The sequence below is a fragment of the Candidatus Peregrinibacteria bacterium genome (assembly GCA_016220175.1).
Classification (GTDB): domain Bacteria; phylum Patescibacteriota; class Gracilibacteria; order CAIRYL01; family CAIRYL01; genus JACRHZ01.
The window spans coordinates 8,392-30,059 of sequence record JACRHZ010000021.1 but is presented as its reverse complement, the minus strand read 5'-3'; the positions used below and the strand labels follow the sequence as shown (position 1 = coordinate 30,059).

Below are 21,668 nucleotides of genomic sequence, written 5' to 3'. Positions count from 1 at the left end.
GTTCTGCTTTGAATAGTATGACTGCTCTCGGAATGCCAAAAAGTTACAAAATAGTATGAAAACCTTAGAAAAAGAAAATTGCTCTTTCCTGAGTCTCTATATTATGATTTGTGCAACAAAGCCATTCAAAATTCAAAATTTACAATTCAAAATTATTTTACGAGTTCCGGCGGATCCTGTTTTTCAAACTTCGGTAATACACACATTTCACCACAAAAAACCAGAGAAAGAAAATATCAGCGATCATCCACCAGAATTTCTTGGAAAAAAATCGGAGTTCTTCCAATCGAAACCATAAGAGAAGAAGAAAAATGATCCCAAATGTTCGAAGGAGCGCGGAAGATTTCTTGAGCGTTTTATGCAACGCTTTCTGCTTCTCTTTGTTCAGGAGTTTTCGCCCGAAAAACGGGATTACAATAAGTCCAATGGCAAAGCCGGCTACGAGAACATCAAACCAGAGAGGGTCGGGAGTAATGCTCTTGTCTGCAAAAAGGAATTCTATAATATCATTCATAAAATGAGCAGAGAGAATAAAAAATAAAAAAACTAATCTTCTTTTTTCTTTTTCAAAGACGCATCAGTTTTACCCTTTTTTTCACCACAATACGGGCAGATATCCCATTTTTTGGGAAATTGTTTTTTACATTGCTCACATGCATGATTCACTTCTTCAGCGCACTTAAGACAAAATTGAAACCCTTCTCTCAGCGTTTGCGCACACGAAAAACAATAACTCTCACCACCCTCGAGCATTCGATATTCTAAATCCTCATGATATTTTTCGAGGAGAGTTCGGTGAGGGCGAATAATGAGATAGAGAATCAACCCAAAAACAGGAAGAAAAATATTGAGGAGAATAGCTCCGATTTGAAAGAGAATACTCGAACTTCTGTACATTGCATCACGTGTGACCCAGATCACGAGAGCAAGCCATAGTATGGCAATATAAAAAACAAGAAAACCCCCAACGAATTGGAATGTATCTGAATGAAAAAAGAAGTTTGCGGTATCAAACCATTTCAGAAATTGAACACCAGAATCACCCATATGAATTGAGGAAATATCGTAAAAAAATAAAAATACTACTCTGTATCTCCGTGAGACAGTGGTTCCACTGCTGTTTCAGGAGGACGTTTGAGGCGGCGTGGAATCATCAGAGGATGCGTGTGGAATACGAGAAAAAATACGGCCATAACTACTATGCTAAAACTCATGACTTGAGGAAGACGCGCTTCGGTAAATCCAATATCTATAAGTGTAGCAGGATCACCACGATAAAATTCAAGAATACCGTTTCCCAAGAAAACAAGGCCCAGGAAGACTCCAAAGAATGTGCCATCACGAGGGAAAAAACGTTTTTTCCACAACCTTACTCCGACGATCAGCAAGATAAAAAAATACAGCGCAGCGTAAACTTGAACGGGATGCAGTGGGACAGAATATCTCACCTCAAACATGTTATAGGTGATACCAAAGGGAAAGCTGTCAGAGACGGGAGTTCCATAATCCCATCCGGAGAAAAACGCTCCAATATTCCAAAAAATGAGGAGAAAAATCGTCGGAAGAGTAAAAGCATCAAGCCATTTCCACATGTTTTCTTTTTTCCAAAAAACAGTAATCAAAAACAAAGATAGAAACCCTACCCCAGTCCAAAATTCATCGATTCCTCCGTGCCAGAAGAAGATAAATTTTTTGAAAAATAAAAACATCTGAGACCATGTCGAAACATCTTCTGAGTGCGACTGAAAATATGACCAAAAAGTTTCCATAGCGCCAAGACGCCCCACAACAAGACTCACAAAAGAAAGCAAAATGAGTCGATCATTCAGGAACTTGAGGGAAAGCTCTTTCTCATGGACTGTTCGAGTGAGCATCCACGTCGAGAGGATGAGTCCTGCCACAAGAATCACTCCGCCGGTAGAAAAAAAGAAGGGGTCTACACGAAAGTTTGCCAGATCCATGAGGGCAACTTAAATCACGGACTATTGTGACAGAGTTTTCTGAAAAAAACAATTTTGGAATCATCTCTAATTCAAGCCATTTATAGAACTATACATTCATCAGGAAAAGAAGAAATCCGCTGATGGAAATGACGGAGGAGAATGCGAGTACTTTTCTTTTTTGTTCGCAATATTCATGCCATATCATGAGATTTCCATTGAGCAGAAAGACGAAGAGAAAAATGATGATGAGAAATGAATTTGAAAAAAATGAGTAAAAAACGGCGAGGGAAATCCCTATCCTTTTTTGTACCATAAAAATTGAAATCAGAAGGAAGAGGGTAGAAAATCCGAAGAGAAATCCCAAAATATCATGAATTTCTTCAATGAGAAAAAATTGAGAATGCACCTCAGCCTTTGTTCCAATACTATTTTTTTTGTTTTCAAGAGCTATTTTTTTTGCCTTCTCTTTTTTTTCTTTTCGATTCCTCTGAAGTTTTTGATAATTTTCATACCATCGAGAAATATATTCAAAAAATTCATGAAGTTTTTGTCGACGACGCGCGCTACTTCGTGTTGAAATCATACGATCGACAATCGAAAGAATATCTCGAAATCTTTTTCCGCGGAAGCTTTTTTTACGGTCTAGATTCTTGAGAAGCCTACTCTTCACTACTTTTTGCTGAGGGATCACAGCCTCTCCCTTCTTCAGAAGTCTTGAAAGTCTTTGTGAAGTGAGTTTAAGTTTTCCAAGCGCTGATGCGTTTTGAACGGATTTTTTCTGAACGCTCCCAACAATTGCATCGACCGCAGAATCTTCTTCAGGCGATGCTTCCTGGACATTTTCGCTTTCATGGAGGTCCCCCTGTTCGTACCGAGTGATAATGCGATGAATGGTCTCAAAAAGTTCGTCAGAAAGCTGTTCAATATACCCGAGGTTTGTCGAGAGTTTCATGTGCATGAGGGTGTCCATACTCTCTTCAATAGTGGCATATTCTTCGTTGGAAATTTTCTCCCGATACTTTTCCAAGATTTCTCGCGACCTCTCGAGTACAATATCCACTTCCTGCTGAATTCTTTTCTTTGCTTCTATAAAATTTTCACTCGCAAGATTCAAAATATCTTCCGCTTCAGTCGTTGCTGCTCCATGGTGAACAGGAGTAATCCCAAATTCCATTTGCACAGATTCCTCAAGTTCTTTGAGTCCCATTGCCCCCTTTTGCAAACGATCATTTTCTGGAGTGAGGGCATCACAGAGAGCAAAGACTTCAAAATTATATTCAGCAATAAGTCTTCGATACGCATTTTTTCGGTCCGTGGCCTCAATTGTTCCACTGGTTTCTTTTCCCTGTTGATCTCGGCATGAGAACCAGAAGCTTTGAACATTCGCGTCCATACTTTCAAAATTCGGACTCAAATCTTCTAAAACCGTGAGAACAGAAAGCCCCATTTTATGCAGTGCCATTTTTGCTTCATCAAGGTTCTCTGCGGTAATGAGCCCAGTAACTTTTTGATATTCATTGTTAATAGCAACGTACGAATATTTCATGAGAAATAACGGTATAAAGTGTTCTCATCATTATACCAAAGAAAAATCGTTTCAGCAATGTCTTAAATGAGAAGAATGCCATTTTAGCCAGTATTTTGCCATAGAGTCCACTTCGATATTCACGAGATCAGAAATATGAAGAGATCCAAAATTTGTCATCGCCAGTGTTTGCGGAATGATGGCGACCGAGAAAGATTTTTTCGATATTTTGGCGATGGTGAGAGAAACTCCATTGAGAGCAACGCTTCCCTTTTCTACCAAAAATGGAGAGAGTTTTTCCGGAATTTTAAATGAATACATTCTCCCGGGAAAACTCTCTTGAATCTTGATAATCGGGAGAACATCATCTCCATGCCCAAGGACTACATGTCCGTTAAATCTTCCGTTCACTGGAAGAGCTCTTTCTAAATTCAGAATTGTCGCATGAGCCAGATTTGTGCGTGATAACGTCTCAGGAACTACGGTAAATTCTAAAAATTTTCGCGAAAACTTTGTAAGAGAAAGACAAGCTCCGTTTACGGCAATACTTTGCCCAACGTGGAGACGCTCATAGTTCCGAGGTCTCTCGATCTGAAGAGTATTTCCCTCGAAAGACAATACTTTTGCCATTGCTTCGATAATGCCCGTAAACATAGCGGGGATGAAATCCTCCCTATTTTTGTGTAAAAAAATAGGTTTGCCAAGCGAAAAAATCAAATTTACTTTTTTTCTCCGCTTGTAAATGAGCGCCGCGAAAAAGAATTTGCCTTTTTGCGAAAAATCTGGGAAAATTACTGACGAAAATACGGATGAACGTTTTTATAAAGTACAAAGTATGTAAAGAATACGTGCTTTTTTTGTGTTCTCAGTCGTCAATTGCTTCCTTAATTCACTTATCTTTTTTCCTATGAAACCACAATTTCTTGCCGCGCTGAATCAAATTTGCGCCGAAAAAAATATTTCTCAAGAAGTCGTCTTGGAAGCTGTAAAAGCCGCGATTGCAACTGCATATCGAAAAGACTATGGAGACAAAGAACAAGAAATAGAAGTCGTACTCCGCGACGATGTCGATTTTGCTTCCATTTTAATCATTAAGGAGGTTGTAGAAACAGTTGAAAACGAGAGTTTTGAGATCTCATGGGATGAAGCGAAAAAACTCAAAAAAGACGTCGAAATTGGAGATGAAATCAAAATAGATGCGACTCCACTTGGATATGGTCGAATTGCAGCACAAGCGGCAAAACAAGTCATTCTGCAAAAACTTCATGAGGCTGAACGGCAAGCGCTCTTTTCGCGATTCAAAGACAGGGAAGGAGAACTCTTGACTGCTGTGGTCAATCGTGTTGAGGGAAGCCAAGTATTTCTTGAAATTGAACGGACATCAGTCCTTCTCCCCGCGAGACAACAAACCCCGAATGAAAGATATTTTCCAGGAAAACGGATTCGAGTGTATCTTGATCAGGTAGCACAAACAACGAAAGGACCGCAGCTCCAAGTGTCGAGGACTCATCCAAGACTGGTGGAAAAACTTCTCGAACAAGAAATTCCGGAAATTGAGCACCACGACGTTGAGGTCATGGCAATTTCACGAGATGCCGGATTCCGTTCAAAAGTAGCAGTAAAATCCAAGGATGAAAAAATAGATCCCGTCGGAGCATGTATTGGGCAAAGAGGTGCGAGAATTCAACCGGTAATGGATGAACTCGGAGGAGAGAGAGTGGATATCATCGAGTGGGATGAAGATCCAACAAAATTGATCGCAAGGGCACTTCAGCCGGCAGAAATATCAAACGTCGTCGTGGTAACGCAGGAAGAGTATACGGATGAGGCAACGGGGAAATACATAAAAAAGCGAGCGGCAGTTTTTGTGGACGAGACCCAAAGAGCAATGGCTATCGGGAAAAAAGGGCAAAATATTCGACTCGCCTCAGAACTCACAAATTTTGAGCTCGATATGTATAATGCTGAAGAATATGAACCATTCAAAACAAAACTTCACGAACTCCTCAACGAAAAAGAGAAGAATTGAAAAATAGAGCGTTGTCATATTCTTGAAAAATTGTCCAGGTTTTCTCCATTGAGAAATTTCCGAAAAACTGGTATCATATACGGATGGAATTCAATTTTTGAAGTGAAAAAACAAATACAAAAAATTTCGGCATTTTTTTTCATACTTACCGGTTTGTATATCGGAAGTAGCTTTGCTTCTGCTGCAGCACCGCTGAGTGCTCAGGGACAAGACACAATTGCTGGCTATGCTGTTTCTCTCAAGTCTTCTCGAGGAACTCCAGAAGAAGATGTTACTTTTCGAGTAGAAAAGCCGAATAAAGGGATCGTCAATATTCCGGCGAAGACAAATGAAGTCGGTATTGCCGCTGCAGATCTTTTTAGTCTCCAAACTACTGAGGCAGGAACATATTCCGTGAGTGTTTATTATCGTGATTACGCTTCAGAACATCCGTCCATTTCGACATTTGAAGTATTTCCGGGCGAAGTTTCTGCAAGTCAATCAACTGTTACTCCAAGTATGGGCGCAATTGCTGCTGATGGGAGAGAGGAAACATTTATCGAAGTAACGCTTCGCGATAAATACTCAAATCCCATTCCCGACCATCTCCTCACACTTGTTTCTTCTCGGAGGGAAGATCACATTTCGGAAGATCTTTCTGGAATTGGCACTGACCGCAACGGAAAAAAAATATTCCACCTTTTTTCAGAAGAACCTGGAATTTCGTACATAACGGTTCTTGATCGTGCCACAGGAACTCCTCTTGACGCTCGCGCAAAAGTAATATTTTTCGAAGCAGAAGCGGAAAAGAGTGATCTCCCCCGCGGAGGAAGTAAACTCACGGCGAACATATTTGGGGAAAATGATTCCTCCGAACTTTCAGGTCCTATTGTCGGATTTGAGCTTACTTTTGAAGACGGGAAGGGGAATACGAATTCTGCCGTGGTCGGCAGTGATCAGAATTATTTCACCGTCAGAGCAATAGATGCCGAAAAAAAAACAGTGAAAAATTACACAGGAACAGTGCAAATCGGCACAAGTGACCCAAGTGCCAATTTTCCACACGAACATACATTTGAAGAAAAAGATTTGGGAGTATTCCAATTTTCACTCGCGTTTCGATTCTCGCAAACAGGAAAACAAACTCTTCAAGTTTTTGATTATGACCCTGATACCGAAAAAGTTTCCCGAAATATTTCAGGGGAAATTGAAATTATGGTAAAGGAATCGGAAGGAAATGTCCCATCACCAAATACTCCTCCCGGCGGAGAAGTAGATGTGAAAACTCCTGAAGAAGGAAGCACGTATGCCACGAGAGATATTTCTCTTACGGGGAAAGGAAATGCCAGGTCAGATCTCTTGGTCTTTCTCGATGACAAAGAAGTTTCTTCCGTTTCTACGGATGCAGATGGAGTGTTTTTTGATACAATTCGTGATGTTCAAGATGGAGCTCACACCATATATCTCCAGGAAAAAGCAGGGAAAAAATCTCTCTCGAAAACAGTATCTTTTTCTGTGGACACGAGATCTCCCACGCTTGATGATTTTCGCGTTTCTCCAAAAGGAGAAGTAGAAGCCGGAACAAAAATAATGGTTACTCTCCTTTCAGAAGCAGCCATTCCGAAGACCCATCTCCGAGTTGATAATCAAGAAATTTCTTTCACAGAAAAAGAAGGAACGCCAGGAAATTACGAAGTGACATTTGATGCGCCAAAAATTCCAGGAGAATATTCGCTCGATGTCATACTTATCGATCCATATGAAAATGAAAGCAGTTTTGTGTCAGCAGCAAAAATTAAAGTAATTGCAAAGAAAAATGAACTTCCCGCATTCCCTCGAAATGTCAAAGCAGCAGCGGTGGAGGAAGGAGTAAAAATCGAATGGGATCTCATCGCAAAAAGTGAGACAGAAATTACGATGTACATTATATTTGGAGGAAAATCAGAATCTTCTTTGGAAGAGATGAAAACTGTTCCCGGAACTCAGCATGAAGTTCTTCTTCAAAATCTTGAGCAAGGAACTCAGTATTTTTTCGCAGTAAGTGCTCTAGATGCAAATAAAAAACAAAGTGTAAAAAGTGAAATTGTTTCTGCAAGATCACTTTTTGACGCAAAGGAGTTTTCCGCTCCAAAAAATGTTACAGCAGTTCTCTCTGGGGAAAGTGTCAATATATCATGGGATCTAATAGAAGATCACCCGGAAGGAATTGTCCTCTATTCAATATACATGGGAACTTCCGCAGTAAACCTCGCGGTCACGGAAAGTGTTTCTGGAACAAAAACGCAAACATTGATATCTGATTTACGGGCAGGAATGTCCTATGCTTTTGCGGTAAGAGCTATTGATACGAAAGGAAAAGAAAGTGCGATGAGTTCTCCATTTTTCCTCCAAATCCCTGGGAATTCTCTCTCGGAAAACTCTGTCCTTGCAGAAGCTGGAAATACGTTTGCAAAAATTTCTTGGGATCCATCTCCTGAAGCGGATTCATATATTGTCGCATATGGAATACGTCCAGGAGGAAAACACACAGAGGAAACCGTTGTTTCCAAAACAAAAAATTCAGTGGAGATCAAAGATCTTATGAATGGTGTCGTGTATTATTTTACGGTTATTCCGCAAAAAAATGGGTTTTCTACAGGAGAGGCGTATGAAGAGACGTGGGTAATTCCAAGTAAGAATGGACTTCATGGCGCAGCAAATAGCTATAATGGTCGATCTCAAACAAGCTCAGGACCGGGTGGGGTGTTTGTGTTTGTGGGGATGGCATTTCTCTTGAGCTCTTTTTTTGTTCTCATGAGGAAGGTAAGATGCGCGTATTAATTTTTAATTTTGAAATTTTAAATTTCTAAATAAATTCTAATTTCTAATTTTTTAAACTGGTACGTTTACTTTGATATTTTTTAGAAATTAAGCATTAAGATTTATTTAGAAATTTAAAATTTCAAAATTAAAAATTTATAACAGGTGTCTCCTAAAATTTTCACCCTTGGCAGCACAACATTTGATCTTTTTGTAAAACCAAAAGAAACATCTGTCGTGCGAATCAGTCGTGAAACGAATTGCGCCGAAGAATTTTTAGTTCTCCCATATGGAGGAAAATGCCTTGTAGAGGAAGTACATGAAAAATATGGTGGAGGTGGGCATAATACCGCAGTAGGACTTACTCGCTTGGGACTTTCTGCCGCTCCAATATCGTGTATTGGACGAGACCTTTATGGAAAACGGATTTTAGAAAATCTTGAGAAAGAAGGAATTGAAGGGAAATATTTGGCATATGCGGAATCACAGACAGGATTTTCCATTATCATTAGTTCGTTTGAAGGCGAACGAACTGTTTTGCATCATCCCGGAGCCAGTGCGGATTTTCATGATTTCGACGAAACTCTTCTCACCGAATCCGAAGGAGTATTTTTTAATCATCTCTCTTCGGATGGCACCTCCTCAGATCGTATTTTTCAAAAGATAAAAGGACATTTCCTGAAGTATCCGGAAAAATTTCTTGCCTGGAATCCAGGAAAAGAACAATTGCGAGGAGGAGTTTCGTCGTTTCAGGATTTTCTTCCAGTTGTAGATATTCTTCTCCTCAATAGGGAAGAAGCGGAACTTTTTACTGGGAAGAGTGCACTGAAGAGTGAGTACGAAGAGCATTCCATTCAAAAAGGAGCGCATTTTATTCCTGAAAAAAAACAAGACTTCCCTCATTATGCAGCAAATTATGATGAAATTTTTACGGAGTTCAAAAAATATGGAGTTCAAAAAGTGGTGATCACTGATGGGAGAAAAGGAGCGCAACTTTTTGATGGGAAATATATTTATTTTTGTGGGATAGACGAATCGGCCGAAAGAAAAGATACGCTCGGCGCTGGAGATGCGTTTGGGAGTGCTCTTTTTTACACACTTTTCCAGAAAAAAGACTTGTCTTTTTCGCTCAAATGTGCGACTATTAATGCTGGTTCTGTGGTGAGTCACATTGGGGCTCAAGATGGACTCCTGAGTTCCGAAGTACTTTTTTCACGGGCTGAAAAAACCGAGCTTCATCAGGCACAGAAATCATTTTCTTCATAAAAAAACCAATTTTTTCAACTTCTATGTCGGAACTTTCTGAAATTGCACTTGTCCGTGAAATGCTTGATTCTGCTGAAAAGTCTATTCGTTCTGCACGAAAAATTCTTGCAGATGTGAGTGGAGAAACACTTCCTTCCAAAAGTATTTCGAGTGATCAACTCTCAAAACTTCCAAAAGCAACGACTACGGAGTCTGGTCGTGTAATTGAAGGGATGTTTGATGGACAGAACATGCAAGATGCGGAAGGAAATACATTTCCCATCCCCGCGAACTATGCTTCGAAATCAAAGCTTGTTGTCGGAGATCTCATGAAACTTACCATTTCTCCCGAAGGACGTTTCATCTATAAATCCATTGGTCCAGTAGAACGAAAAACTATAAGAGGAGCACTTACGTATGAAGACGGAAGGTATAAAGTTCTTGCTGATGGAAAAGCATATAACGTACTTCTCGCATCTGTAACATTTTGTCGAGCAGAAGTAGGAGATGAAATTGCCGCATTTGTTCCCGCAGAAAAAGAATCTGATTGGGCTGCTATTGATGCCGTGATTCCATAGAGGTCATGAATGTAAAAATGACAATGGAACTGTTCATGCCGGTACGATGAAAGTATGGGAAGAATTTTGAATTCTAACCCAAGAGTCGCCCGTCCTCGGGCGACGAGGGTCGCCTCGGGAGAGGCGACTCCTTTTTTTAAAAATTAAAATTTAAAAATTCTTTAGAAATTTCAAAATTCGAAATTTAAAATTCGTCTCTTCATAAAAGTTTTTGTTTTAATGCGCAAAAAAAGATATACTTTCGCGTGAAAATTTTCTTTGTTTGAAAATTTTTATTTTGATATAATGCGAAAGAAGAAAATATCACCCTGGTCCATGATTTCTTCTCAGAAAGTCCTCACCTACATTTTTGGTTTATTTCTTTTCGCAATTGTAGGAGTTCTTTTGTATCTCGCCGTTTCAAACCAAACTCCTGAGCCAAAAATTGCTGTTGAAAAAAAAGAAGAAGAGCCGAAAGGAGAAATACAGGAAAAAAATGATGAGAGGAATGATGCGCAAAAAATAGAAGATGCTTTGAAGGAGTCGGAAAAAGAAACTCCCAAAGACGATCTTGAAATTGTGCAAGTCTCTCTTTTAAAAAATGATGAAGGCGGATGCGCAAAAATTACATCCGCAGTACTGAAAGAAGGATGTTTGAATCAGGTCGGACTTGAAAAAGCACTCGATTCCAGTTCAGTAGAAAATTGTGAAATGATCGTCGATCCGAAGACAAAAGCGTATTGTTACAACAGTGTAGAAATGAATGTTGCCATCAAAAATAAAGACCCCGAACTCTGCCAAAAAATTTCGAGTGATTCCCTCCGCACCGATTGTCTCAAAAAAACAGACACCGCCATCATATCTTCGGCTGATAGTGCTGGAGACTGTGATCTCATCACAGACACTCAGAAGAAAAATGAATGCACCGATCATTTTGCCATGAGAGAACTCAAAGACACCGCCACGCTCTCTGATTGTGAGCGACTTGTTACAGATTTGGGAAAAGATGAATGCCATGACAGTATTTGGACACGAGCGGCATTTAGCAAAAAAGATCCTTCTCTCTGTTCGAATCTCACAAATGATGAGAAAAAAGAAGAATGCCTCGGGTCAGTAAAGGCGATTGCAAAACAGGAAGCGTATACCGTTTCCGTCACGAAAGGGGATGATACGTATTGCGCAGATTATACCGATAATACACTCAGAATACAGTGTGAGGATGAGGCAAATTATTATGCGGCGAGAAACTCAAAGAACACATCCTATTGTGAAAAAATTGTTGATGCGAGGTATAAAAATTTGTGTTTTCAAGGGCTGAGCAGTGCTCAAACTCAATAAATTTTATTTTTTGATTTTTCTTTTTTGGATCGGTACATGCGAACATTTTTCAAAAATACAATTCTTGAATCACTTCCGAAAAAACATATTTTGTACGGAAGTGTAATTTTTGGAGCTGGTCTTTTGGCTTTTAATAGTGAGGCTCTTGCGGAATTTGCTCAAGCGTTTACTATGAGGCCTGCTTTTCAAATAAGCACCTCTCTTGATGCAGCTCAAAATAATCTTGCCATTACGGTGAATAATTACGGGGAATCGGGATATCTCCAGGCGAAATGTACAGACTGCACGCCGCCAAATATAGATCAAATGCCCTGCTTCAAAGAGTCATTTATCTCTAGTGATCCTTACTATCTTGAGCCCTCTGGGACGGCATTGGTTCAGGGAACCGCAATTAGTGAAAACATTAATTTCACTCGTATAACAGATGGTGATCCCAGTGATGTAGTTTGTGCTCCTTACACCGAACCATATCAACCTTTTCCCGGCACACCTGGGACTTTTGATGGGGCTAAGGTACTCAATGTTTCTACTTTGGGACCGGGAACATATACCGCTGCCGTTACCGCGTGTAACTTGTATGGGGGACCATGCACCACTGCCACAAGTCAATTTACTATAGATGCGAGTAATAGACGTTGTGAATTTACTCTGAGCGCTATTACTGCAAATCCTTCGCCAGCAGTTACCGATCAAAATATTAATTTTTCTGCAACAACGAGTAATCCAAATGAATGGTGTGCGAATGGACCGATTTTTAACTGGGATTGGACGGGAAATGGTGAAGATGCAAGTGACACACTTGGACAGGGAACAAATACAGCAACTCATTCTTATCCCGCGGCGGGAACTTACACGGTGAAACTTCGAGTCTATTGGAATAGCACGAATAATTTCGCTACGAAAAATGATGTCATTGTTAATCCAAATATTATCGCTCCCATTGGTTACCACGATGTCTCCAACTGCTGGAGAATTGCTGGATGGGCATGTGATGGGAATAAGTATAGCCAAGCTCTCAAGGTAAATTTGTATCAAGATGGTCCCATTGGAGGAGGTGGCGTATTTCTTGCACAAATAACTGCAGATCAAGCCGGGTATAATCAGGCTGATAGTGATGCCATTAAAGCAGCCTGTGGTGGAATAACAGGATCACATCGTTTCAATTATGCAACTCCTGCTGGACTCAAAAATTGGGGGAATCACCCAATATATGCATATGCAGTAGATATTGATGCAAATGGCAATGAAACGGGTGGAACTAATCCAAAATTGACGAATTCTCCGATAAATTTACAGTGTGATGGAACACCACCAGTCACTCCAGTTGCAACTGACCAAGGATTATGCACGGCATCTACAACAATTACATTTACTGGAACTCCAAGTGATCCAGAATCAGGAGTTCAAACCTGTGAAGGTCATATTGATCGAGATAAACAGGATGGGTGGGACTGGTCAGGAGATGTAGGAAATGATGGAGATTATACTTGGACCAATAGTGCTCAAAATGGACAAAAATATTACTATCAATATCGTTGTAAAAATAATAATGTCGATCCAGTTATGTGGAGCAGTGACTGGGTTACACCAGTTGTCCCATGGTCAGATGGAATAACTATTGATACCGCTGCGCCCACAAAATCATCTCCTGCCATTACTTCTGGGATAAATAACTACTGGAGAATTGGCGGACCAACATCGTACAATATCACCGCAAAAGCTACCGATACCGGGTGTGGTGGTGTTCAAAATATCCAGGCATATATATATGATGGCGGAAATGTGAACACAAAACGCGGATATTTTGCATGGAATAGTGGGACAACCTATTTAGACGCGAATTCCACAAATCGCATGGACTGTACAGGAGGAGGAAAGGCAGAAAAGTTTAGTAATAATGGAGCAGAATTTATTGATTTGACAGGATGCACTACTTCGGTGTCAGCAGGAGAACGGACAGTAATATTTACCGTTATCCCCAAAGCAAATTTCGGAGACTTTGGGCGTGTCCTCGATATTGCCACCAAAGCCGTTGATGCCGTCGGGAATGTGAGTGATTTTACCAATTATAATAAAGATTTTGGTGCTGATGGCACAGCTCCTACTGATAATTTCTTAGCAGTTGCAAAAAGTGAAGCTCCAATAAATTCAGCGCAAGGATGGGCAGATCTCAGTTGGACGTCGCTTTCAGATGGCGCTATCGGAGTAGGAGTGAATTTTTCCTCACCCCCTACTCTTATATCTTTGGATGGTGCTACATTCCCCGTACCGAGCGCTAATTCCGTAACCCCTATTTCGCTTCAGAATCTTCTGGACAACAAATGGTATGAGGCGACACTTCATGCTGAGGATCTTCTCGGATTTGCAAGTAATACTGTCAAATCTTTTATTACTTTTGATCGGACAGCTCCAATCGCTCCCACTTTCACCTCTGCATATTCTTCGTCTGGAAATAAAGTTGCGCTCTCATGGATACCTTCAGAACACATCAGTACTGATTTTTCTGCAAATAATGGATTTTGGGCATCTACTACGGCCGATTTGAGTAATATAACCTTTGGCGTTGCAAAAGCTTCGGCTCCGTCAGTTCAAATTAGTACTACTGGAGGATATAAGGGCATAAAATCAACAGCATCTTTTTCAGGAGCTGAGCGATTTACCGTTGATTTTTATCCAAGCGCAAACACTGGACTTCCCGTTGTCATTGCACTCGATAATGATGATGGAGCGAATCTCAGTGTGAATAGATTCGCCATTCTTTACGATGGTCCAACTGGAGCTTTTAAGGCGCAATATAGGAAAGACAATGGAGTTTATACGTATCCTCTCCTCTCTTTTACCGCTGCTCCAAATAGCGGTTGGTACACCATGGACATTATGTATGATGGAAATGGTGCTGCAACAGGATGTGTGTACGCAAAAGGCGGACAGCCAAATGGAGCCAATTGTTTTTCTACCGGAGATTATTTTGCTCACAACTGGGTGTATAACGTAAAATCATGGAGTAATGTCAATTCTTCATATCTCTCAAATCTCAAAGGACTCTCCTACGCAATTTCTCGTTCAGCGAGTGAAAGCGAACCGTTTGTCCAAATTGAAGCAAAAATTACGGGAACGTCTTACGATGACACAGCAGCAAAAGATCTCCTTCCTCCAGCTCCCCCAAAAGACCTATTTCTCGGAGCAGGAACGACAAGTAGCACAGTGAATCTTGCAGCGGCAAGTCAAGGGGGAAGCGCTATAGCGAGTACCAATCAGGCGAATTACGACATTTCAGAAAGCATTGATGGCATACTTACCACAAGTGGAAATGGATGGGCGTATAATAATGTCATTCCCTCAGAAGGAATTTACAAAATGGCGGGGGGAGAAAGTATAAATTCTCTCGAAATATTAAGTGGCGTTGATCGTGCAGATCTTAATCCTAATGATTTCCTCCTCTTCTTCACTACTGATGCGAATCCAGCTCTTAATGGAAATTGGCAAAATCTCGCAGGAATTTCTTTTAAAAACACAGTTGCAAATGGAGTCATTAACGGAAATCGCGTTACACTTACGGGGCAAGACTTGGTACAGCTTTCATTTACTCCTGTGTACGCGACCGCTCTCAAAATAAAAATTCAGGGGAGCAATGGGGCAGCAAATGAAAACAGTGTCATTACAGAGTTCAAAATTTTTCCGGTAATAACGAGTGATACAACAAATCTTGCAGCAGCAAGTCAAGGGGGAAGTGCGATAGCGAGCACCAATCAGGATAATTATAACATTTCAGAAAGCATTGACGATACGCTCACCACGAGTGGAAACGGATGGGCGTATAATGCTGTTATTCCGTCGGAAGGAGTTTATAAGATGGCGACTGGGAAAAATGTAAATTCCATTGAAATGCTGAGTGGAGTTGATCGGGCAGATCATAATCCAGATGATTTTTATCTTTATTACACCACAGATGCAAATCCAGCTCTCAATGGAAATTGGCAACCTCTCGCGGGAATTGCCTTTAAAAATACTACTGTAAATGGCGTCATTAACGGAAATCATGTAACCCTCATTGGACAAGATCTCGTACAGCTTTCATTCACGCCTTTGTATGCGACAGCTCTTAAAATAAAAATTCAGGGGAGTAACACGGCAAATAACAACAGTGTTCTCACAGAATTCAAAATTTTTGGAACAAAGGGAGGAAACGCTTCAAGCTGGTCTCGAAATAATCTGCCCACAGTATATTGGAAGGATTCGCTCGATCAAGGAGCTACATATTTTTATCAATTCAAAGCAACTGATTATCAGGGGAATAATTCCACGGCTATAAATGATACAATAAATTACGCTGCAGCAAGTCAAGGGGGAAGTGCGATTGCAACCACAAATCAAGCAAGTTTTGATATTTCAGAAAGTATTGATGGAACACTCACCACGAACTCAAATGGATGGGCATATAATGCCGTTATTCCGTCAGAAGGAGTTTATAAATTGGCGGCTCTAAAAAATGTAAATTCCATTGAAATACTGAGTGGAGTTGATCGGGCAGATCATAATCCAGATGATTTTTACCTGTATTACACGACAGATGCAAATCCTGCTGTTGCTGGGAATTGGCAAAATCTTTCAGGACTTTTTTTCCGAAATAAAGTAGTGGCAGGGGGAGTTACTGGAAATCATGTAACGCTCACAGGACAAGATATTGTCCAAATTTCTTTTCCGCCAGTCTCCGCTACGGGGATAAAAATAAAAGTTCAGGGAAGTAATGCGCCAAATAATAATAGCGTCATCACAGAATTTAAAATTTTCGGAGGGATTCAGTCAGTAGCAGCCCTTTCTGGACTTGATGAGTACGCTACATCGTGGTCAGTAGGAATACAGAACATTACTCCTCCAAACACGCCGCCCACGCTCCTTATTATTCAAGAGAATATTCAGAATAATACGCCTGCAGCCAGTCTTGCAGATGGGAATAACATTTACTTCAATGTTCTCCCAAAAGATAATGCGGGGAATTGGGAAGTGGCTGCAAATACCTTGCATTTTGGACCGCTGTATATTGATAAAACTCCTCCAAATGTCGCATCTCTCGTTATTAACGCCGGTGCTGCCAAAACAAGTGACGCAAATGTATCACTTACCCTCACCGCCACAGATGTTACTTCGGGAGTATCTCAAATGCAGCTCTCATGTAATGGAACCACATGGACACGCACACTTCCTTTTCCTGCTTCTCCTCTCATCTATAGTTTTAATCTTATCAGTGGTGACACGCAAGCAGCAGGTTCATCAGGTGATAATCCCGGCTGCAATGATCAGAGAAAACAGCGTCCGGTATATGCGCGATTTCTCGATAGAGCGGGAAATATTTCGAATATCGCATCTGATGATATCAATTTTTCGGACAAAAAACCCTATGTTTCCATTCCTCGAGATGAGGGGTATGCCTCTTCAGATCTTGTTTTCTATTTTGAATGGGAATCATTTCCATCAGTAAAGGCATCTGGCATAAAAGGACATAAAGTATGTATTGCTGATGAGGCAAAAAAAGCTCTCCCGGGAAATCCAGGCAATGATAATTGTATTTTATTCGCAGATGCAAAAAGGGATTACGATACGCATTTTGTTTGGCAAGATGAAAATAGAAGCGGCGCCGGCGGAGCAGGGGATCCTGTAGCGAATGTAAGATATTATATTAAGGTGCAAGCAAGAGATGAGAGTGGCGCCACGTCAGATTGGTCGGAATGGTCAGATGGCGTAATTGGGCTTATTCCAGAGGTTATAGGAGCGAGTAATGTTATCTCTGCTGGAGATAACGTAGAAATTCCGATTGCAAAAATAGTCGGGCCGGGAGCAGGTGGCGACTTGGTAGAGTGCGGCGGAGGAAAATTGGAATTTGACCTTGATGCACTCGATGTTGATTCTATTACAAATGGAACAGTAGCAAATTTTGTAGCGGATTTTCGTAGCGGTGGCAACATGGAAACGTATATTGCTGGTGGTCAAAATTTTGTTCCCGGTATCGATTATAATTCATCAGGTTGCATAAAAAACAACCAAGTAATTACCCTAAATATGAGGCTAGAAAATCCTATTGCTTCGAAAAGAGGGCTTTACTTTGTGAATGGTGAAGTAGCGACTCCCTCTGCAAAAGACATAACCGATGGTCTTGTCCTCTATACACCATATAAAAACGCAGGAAATCTTGGAGCAGATATGAGCGGGATGGGAAATACTGGTACAGTTTCAGGAGCGGTTTCTTTTGTCGATGGGAATCATGGAAAAGCCGCGGAATTTCATGGGAAGAATGATTTTATTAATATCCCAAGTTCAAATTCATTGAATATCACGAATGCACTCACAGTTATGACATGGGTGAAACTGAATGCTGCTTCACAGACAATGATCCGTAAAAATAATGCTGACTGGCTCCTCGAGTTTGGAAATGGAGCGACGAATAATGCCGGGACGAATCCGCAATTTTATGTAACAACTTCCACTCCTCCAGGAAATTATTTCATATATGGCGATGAGCCGCTTGAGCTCGACAGGTGGTATAATCTTGCTGCAACATTCGATGCAAGTGGTGGGAAGATCTATGTGGATGGAAATGTAGTTGGTGTCCAGACGCAAAGCGCAAATTTAGGAACTCTTGTCACATCTCAAAGCTATCTTCGGCTGGGAGGATGGGGGAATGAAGATTTTTTTGGCGCTCTTGATGAAACAAGAATTTTTAACAGAGCGCTTTCCCGAGATGAAATTATGCAGGTTATAAATAGATGGAAACCAGAACCTCTTGTGTACATTCCATTTGATGTTGATGAAAATGGAAAACTCACGGCATTAGATATGAGCGGAAATGGAAAAAATGGAACACCTGCGAACAAAGGGGAATTGCCAAGTATTGGTCAGAGTGGGCAAGCAGTACTTTTTCAAGGAGCACAGCCATCAATTGCTCTTCCGAATAATGCAATCAATCTTTCGAATACAAACTTTTCTCTTTCCGCGTGGATAAAAATAAACATAAACGACTTAGCAGATAATGGAAGATATCCGATTATTGTTCAAGATGCACCGGGAAAAATTGGGGACAATCCTGATGCTTGGGGCTTATACGGAATGGAAGAAGGAAGCAAGGAAATGAAAATTGCCTTTAAAATGGATACAAGAGAAGTAAAATCCTCAAGAATAACCGTAAATGATTGGCATTTTGTAACTGTAACAGTGAATAAATCGGGAAAGGAAACACTGTATATTGATGGAGATTTAGATTTGGGAGGATCAACCGATGTAAAAACTGTCGGAGTACTCGATCTTGGAGCAAAGCCAATTTCCATTGGAAGCGCTGGCGCTATAGCTCCTTTCTTTAAGACGGCAAATTTTCCAGGACAGATTGATGAAGTGTATATCTATGATCGAGTTATTACGAGGTCAGAAATCGTTCGAAGCATGGTGGAGAGTTCTCCAAAAATACGAATAAAAAATTCTGCAAATGCAAGCGATCTTATTTTAGAACATGTTGCGACCGAAGATCCGCTCGTCTACCAGGTTATTCCCGGAGATCCATGTTGGGCAAACTGTAGCTCTGGGGCTTCCTCAGCTGTTGTGGGAAAAAATACTCCAAGTGGAAATTTAATTCCTATTGGAGATAATCGAGATAACTACAAATTTACAGCTGCCCTCAAAGATACATTTGGGAATGCGGTAGCGTTTCGGGAGCCACTTTGGTTTAAGCCGGCATTTAATGTCGTAACGAACGATTTTGAGTTTAAATTTTTTGATACCATTTCTCGTCTTCAAGTTCTCGATGAGGCAGCCACATATCCGGGAGCATCAACATCAGGGAATTCCACTCGATACCTTCCCGATATCAATGCTTCGGAAGTCATACCTGTGGATCCACATTTGAAAAAGATGCACAAAAAAATCCCAGCAGGAGATGGAGTGAATACCTTCAGTTTTCAATTATTTTCACAGGCACCAACGACATATGCTGGTACCGCAGAAGCCGATGATAATAGGCTCATACTCGAAGATCTGACTTTTACAAGGATTCTTCCGACAGAGAGTGATATCACGAGAGATGGAAAATTACTTGGAATTGGCGCTATAACACAAGCCAGATCAGATGTGACTCCCGGAATACAAAAACCATTTATGACTTTTGATACAGGGACAACTCTTTCTCCGCCCGCAGATAGTCCTCTTCAATATGCCGTTAATTTTGATTCTCTTGTGCAAGCATCTGCTCAATTTGTAGATGATACCGTCGTAGAAGGACAAATATCGAATATAAATACAGAAGTAGAAAAAATAGGAACCCAAGCAATAGCAGACGCTCATTGGCTTCAAAGGCTCGTTGTGGTGATTCAGCCTGATAACATGCTGAGTACCGGGAAACTTGTTTTCAATGCTTTTTATCCGGACACTGCTGATTTTATACCAGGAGCGTCTCCTCTCCCGAATTTCTTTGAAATTTCTGAGTCGACCGCAGGGACAGCATTTCAGGGTCTGAGGTCATTTTTAGTGAATGCCGAATGGAATTTGACTCAGCATGAACGAGGTGGGGAGAGTGATCTCTTCCGTGTTGCAGGAAATCCTGAAACTTTTTTCATGCGCTTTATTCCAAATATCGAGTCAACACTTGAAACGACTGATCGCGTTGCTTATATTTCTTACATTTCATACTGTCTTAGTGGAAGTACATGTGATAGCACCAACATTGTGATGTATCAATCCTCTCCAGTTTTCTCTCCAAGTTGTGCTCCAGATACTTCACCTCCTAATCCCTCTTGCACATACTGTGACTTTGAAGCTGGTCAGTGCCCAACTCCACCGATTGATAAACTCAAACTTTCTGTAGTAGGAGCTACGCACGGAGAAGAAGTGGTGGAAGAGGAAATAGAAACGACAAATACATCAAATGCAGTATCATTTGAAGAGGACGTGCTTAATTCGAAGGAAATAAATGAAATTATGAGGAGAAATGTTGCTGAACTCACGCGAGGATATGGTGAGAGTAGTCCTCAGCACCCAACTCATGCTCCAGAAGAGTTTGCTCCAGATACGAATGTTCTTACATTTAATATAGCATTATCACCGAGAATAAGTTTTTTGAGTATTAACGAACTTTTTGAGCAAGGAAACACACAAGGAAAACTTTTAGTTACGGATGATCCCTCGCAAGGATCAGTAATATGGTTTACAGAAAGCGGCAGCGGTGCGGATCATGATGGGTATACTATTACCATAACTGGGAGTAGTGATCTTACAGGAGCTCCAAAAACAATCATTCTTGAAGGCGTAAATCTCTATCTTAAGGGAAACATTATGGGAGATTCAAATTTAGGAATTATTCTCCTCAAAAAACGTGATCTTTTGGGCACAGCGGAATACAACCAATATGGGAATCTTTTGATTGATCCAAGCGTAACCAATATTTCTGCTGTCGTATATGCAGAAGGATCGATTCTTACTATGGATGAAACTCTCGGGATATTTGACGGATTTGCTTATGCAAAAAACACGGACGCTTGGCAGGCAAAACTCAAGAATCAACTTTTCCTCTATGGCGTATTTGCTTCACAAAATACCGCAGGAGGATCGAGCAAGACAAAAGACGCAACTCCGAGTAGTATCGTAGGAATTCCAAATTTCCCATATCTTTTTATGCCGTATAAAGATGCTTCATCGCCTTATAACATTGAATCCTACGCTTCTCTAGATACAGATGCAGATACGCGCCTCAAAATTGCCGAGCGATTTGATCTCAAAAAGATGAGAAAATTTGTTCGCACATTTGCGGCAAATGATGATCTCAATACAAATGGAGTTGCTGACTTGTTCGATGCATGTTCTGATAGCAATGGAAATGGTATTCCCGATATCTGTGCAAATGAAGGACCGGAAGAGGCTGAATGTACCATATTTCCTGATGACCCCAATCTTAGAGCCACATACAGTTATGGTAATTATGGGGTAGATTGTACACCAAAAGGCGAGAAGAAATGGCTAACGCAACCAGGAGCAAAAGAAGCACTGCTTTTTGATGGTCGAAACTGGATGAATGTTTTGAGCTATGATCCCGAAAGTGGGCAGCTCGTAGATCCGACGTCGAATCCAAAGATCTCACTCTACGACAAGCTCTATAAATCAGCCGTGATCATTATGCAAAACAGAGGTCTCTTAGAAAATCCTCCCATTGGGTTTACACTTCCTACAACGCTAGAAACAACAGAGACGGTACGATAGAATATATATTTCTCCTCCTC

The 21,668-nt window shown here is 40.8% G+C and carries 11 protein-coding genes; 6 read left to right on the top strand and 5 right to left on the bottom strand.

Translation table 11 applies throughout. The features are described from left to right. Positions 1–157 precede the first annotated feature (157 nt). The 5 genes from HZA38_02280 to HZA38_02260 form a co-directional block, all read right to left on the bottom strand. Positions 158–514 (bottom strand): hypothetical protein, encoded by a 357-nt coding sequence (locus tag HZA38_02280; protein ID MBI5414319.1) that lies wholly within the window; start codon positions 512–514, stop codon positions 158–160. A gap of 32 nt (positions 515–546) precedes the next feature. Beyond that, positions 547–1,047 carry a zinc ribbon domain-containing protein gene (locus tag HZA38_02275; protein MBI5414318.1) on the bottom strand — a complete coding sequence of 167 codons (501 nt, stop codon included), beginning with the start codon at positions 1,045–1,047 and terminating at the stop codon, positions 547–549. A gap of 35 nt (positions 1,048–1,082) precedes the next feature. Next, a complete protein-coding gene (locus tag HZA38_02270) occupies positions 1,083–1,961 on the bottom strand; it encodes a prolipoprotein diacylglyceryl transferase (GenBank protein MBI5414317.1) in 879 nt (292 codons plus the stop codon). An 88-nt stretch (positions 1,962–2,049) separates the two neighbouring features. Then, positions 2,050–3,489 (bottom strand): hypothetical protein, encoded by a 1,440-nt coding sequence (locus HZA38_02265; protein MBI5414316.1) that lies wholly within the window; start codon positions 3,487–3,489, stop codon positions 2,050–2,052. 51 nt (positions 3,490–3,540) lie between these two features. Further along, positions 3,541–4,122 (bottom strand): riboflavin synthase, encoded by a 582-nt coding sequence (locus HZA38_02260; protein MBI5414315.1) that lies wholly within the window; start codon positions 4,120–4,122, stop codon positions 3,541–3,543. A gap of 253 nt (positions 4,123–4,375) precedes the next feature. Here HZA38_02260 and nusA point away from each other — a divergent pair, with 253 nt between their 5' ends. From nusA to HZA38_02230, 6 genes are all read left to right on the top strand, one after another. Next, on the top strand, positions 4,376–5,497 hold the full coding sequence (gene nusA / locus HZA38_02255) for a transcription termination/antitermination protein NusA (protein MBI5414314.1): 1,122 nt from the start codon (positions 4,376–4,378) through the stop codon (positions 5,495–5,497). Positions 5,498–5,599: 102 nt separating this feature from the next. Further along, a complete protein-coding gene (locus HZA38_02250; protein MBI5414313.1) occupies positions 5,600–8,296 on the top strand; it encodes a fibronectin type III domain-containing protein in 2,697 nt (898 codons plus the stop codon). Between the two features lie 144 nt (positions 8,297–8,440). After that, positions 8,441–9,541: a carbohydrate kinase family protein gene (locus HZA38_02245; GenBank protein ID MBI5414312.1), complete on the top strand. Its 1,101-nt coding sequence runs from the start codon at positions 8,441–8,443 to the stop codon at positions 9,539–9,541. 23 nt (positions 9,542–9,564) lie between these two features. Continuing rightward, complete coding sequence (locus HZA38_02240) at positions 9,565–10,098, top strand: hypothetical protein (GenBank protein MBI5414311.1); 534 nt, start codon at positions 9,565–9,567, stop codon at positions 10,096–10,098. Positions 10,099–10,413: 315 nt separating this feature from the next. Beyond that, a complete protein-coding gene (locus HZA38_02235) occupies positions 10,414–11,415 on the top strand; it encodes a hypothetical protein (GenBank protein ID MBI5414310.1) in 1,002 nt (333 codons plus the stop codon). 36 nt (positions 11,416–11,451) lie between these two features. Then, the gene (locus tag HZA38_02230) at positions 11,452–21,648 is read left to right on the top strand and encodes a hypothetical protein (GenBank protein MBI5414309.1); all 10,197 of its coding nucleotides are present in this window, start codon (positions 11,452–11,454) and stop codon (positions 21,646–21,648) included. Positions 21,649–21,668 lie beyond the last annotated feature (20 nt).

Coding starts and splice junctions, on each gene's coding strand:
- HZA38_02280 (MBI5414319.1), bottom strand. CDS start 514: ATGAATGATATTATAGAATTCCTTTTTGCAGACAAGAGCATTACTCCC.
- HZA38_02275 (MBI5414318.1), bottom strand. CDS start 1,047: ATGGGTGATTCTGGTGTTCAATTTCTGAAATGGTTTGATACCGCAAAC.
- HZA38_02270 (MBI5414317.1), bottom strand. CDS start 1,961: ATGGATCTGGCAAACTTTCGTGTAGACCCCTTCTTTTTTTCTACCGGC.
- HZA38_02265 (MBI5414316.1), bottom strand. CDS start 3,489: ATGAAATATTCGTACGTTGCTATTAACAATGAATATCAAAAAGTTACT.
- HZA38_02260 (MBI5414315.1), bottom strand. CDS start 4,122: ATGTTTACGGGCATTATCGAAGCAATGGCAAAAGTATTGTCTTTCGAG.
- nusA (MBI5414314.1), top strand. CDS start 4,376: ATGAAACCACAATTTCTTGCCGCGCTGAATCAAATTTGCGCCGAAAAA.
- HZA38_02240 (MBI5414311.1), top strand. CDS start 9,565: ATGTCGGAACTTTCTGAAATTGCACTTGTCCGTGAAATGCTTGATTCT.
- HZA38_02235 (MBI5414310.1), top strand. CDS start 10,414: ATGATTTCTTCTCAGAAAGTCCTCACCTACATTTTTGGTTTATTTCTT.
- HZA38_02230 (MBI5414309.1), top strand. CDS start 11,452: ATGCGAACATTTTTCAAAAATACAATTCTTGAATCACTTCCGAAAAAA.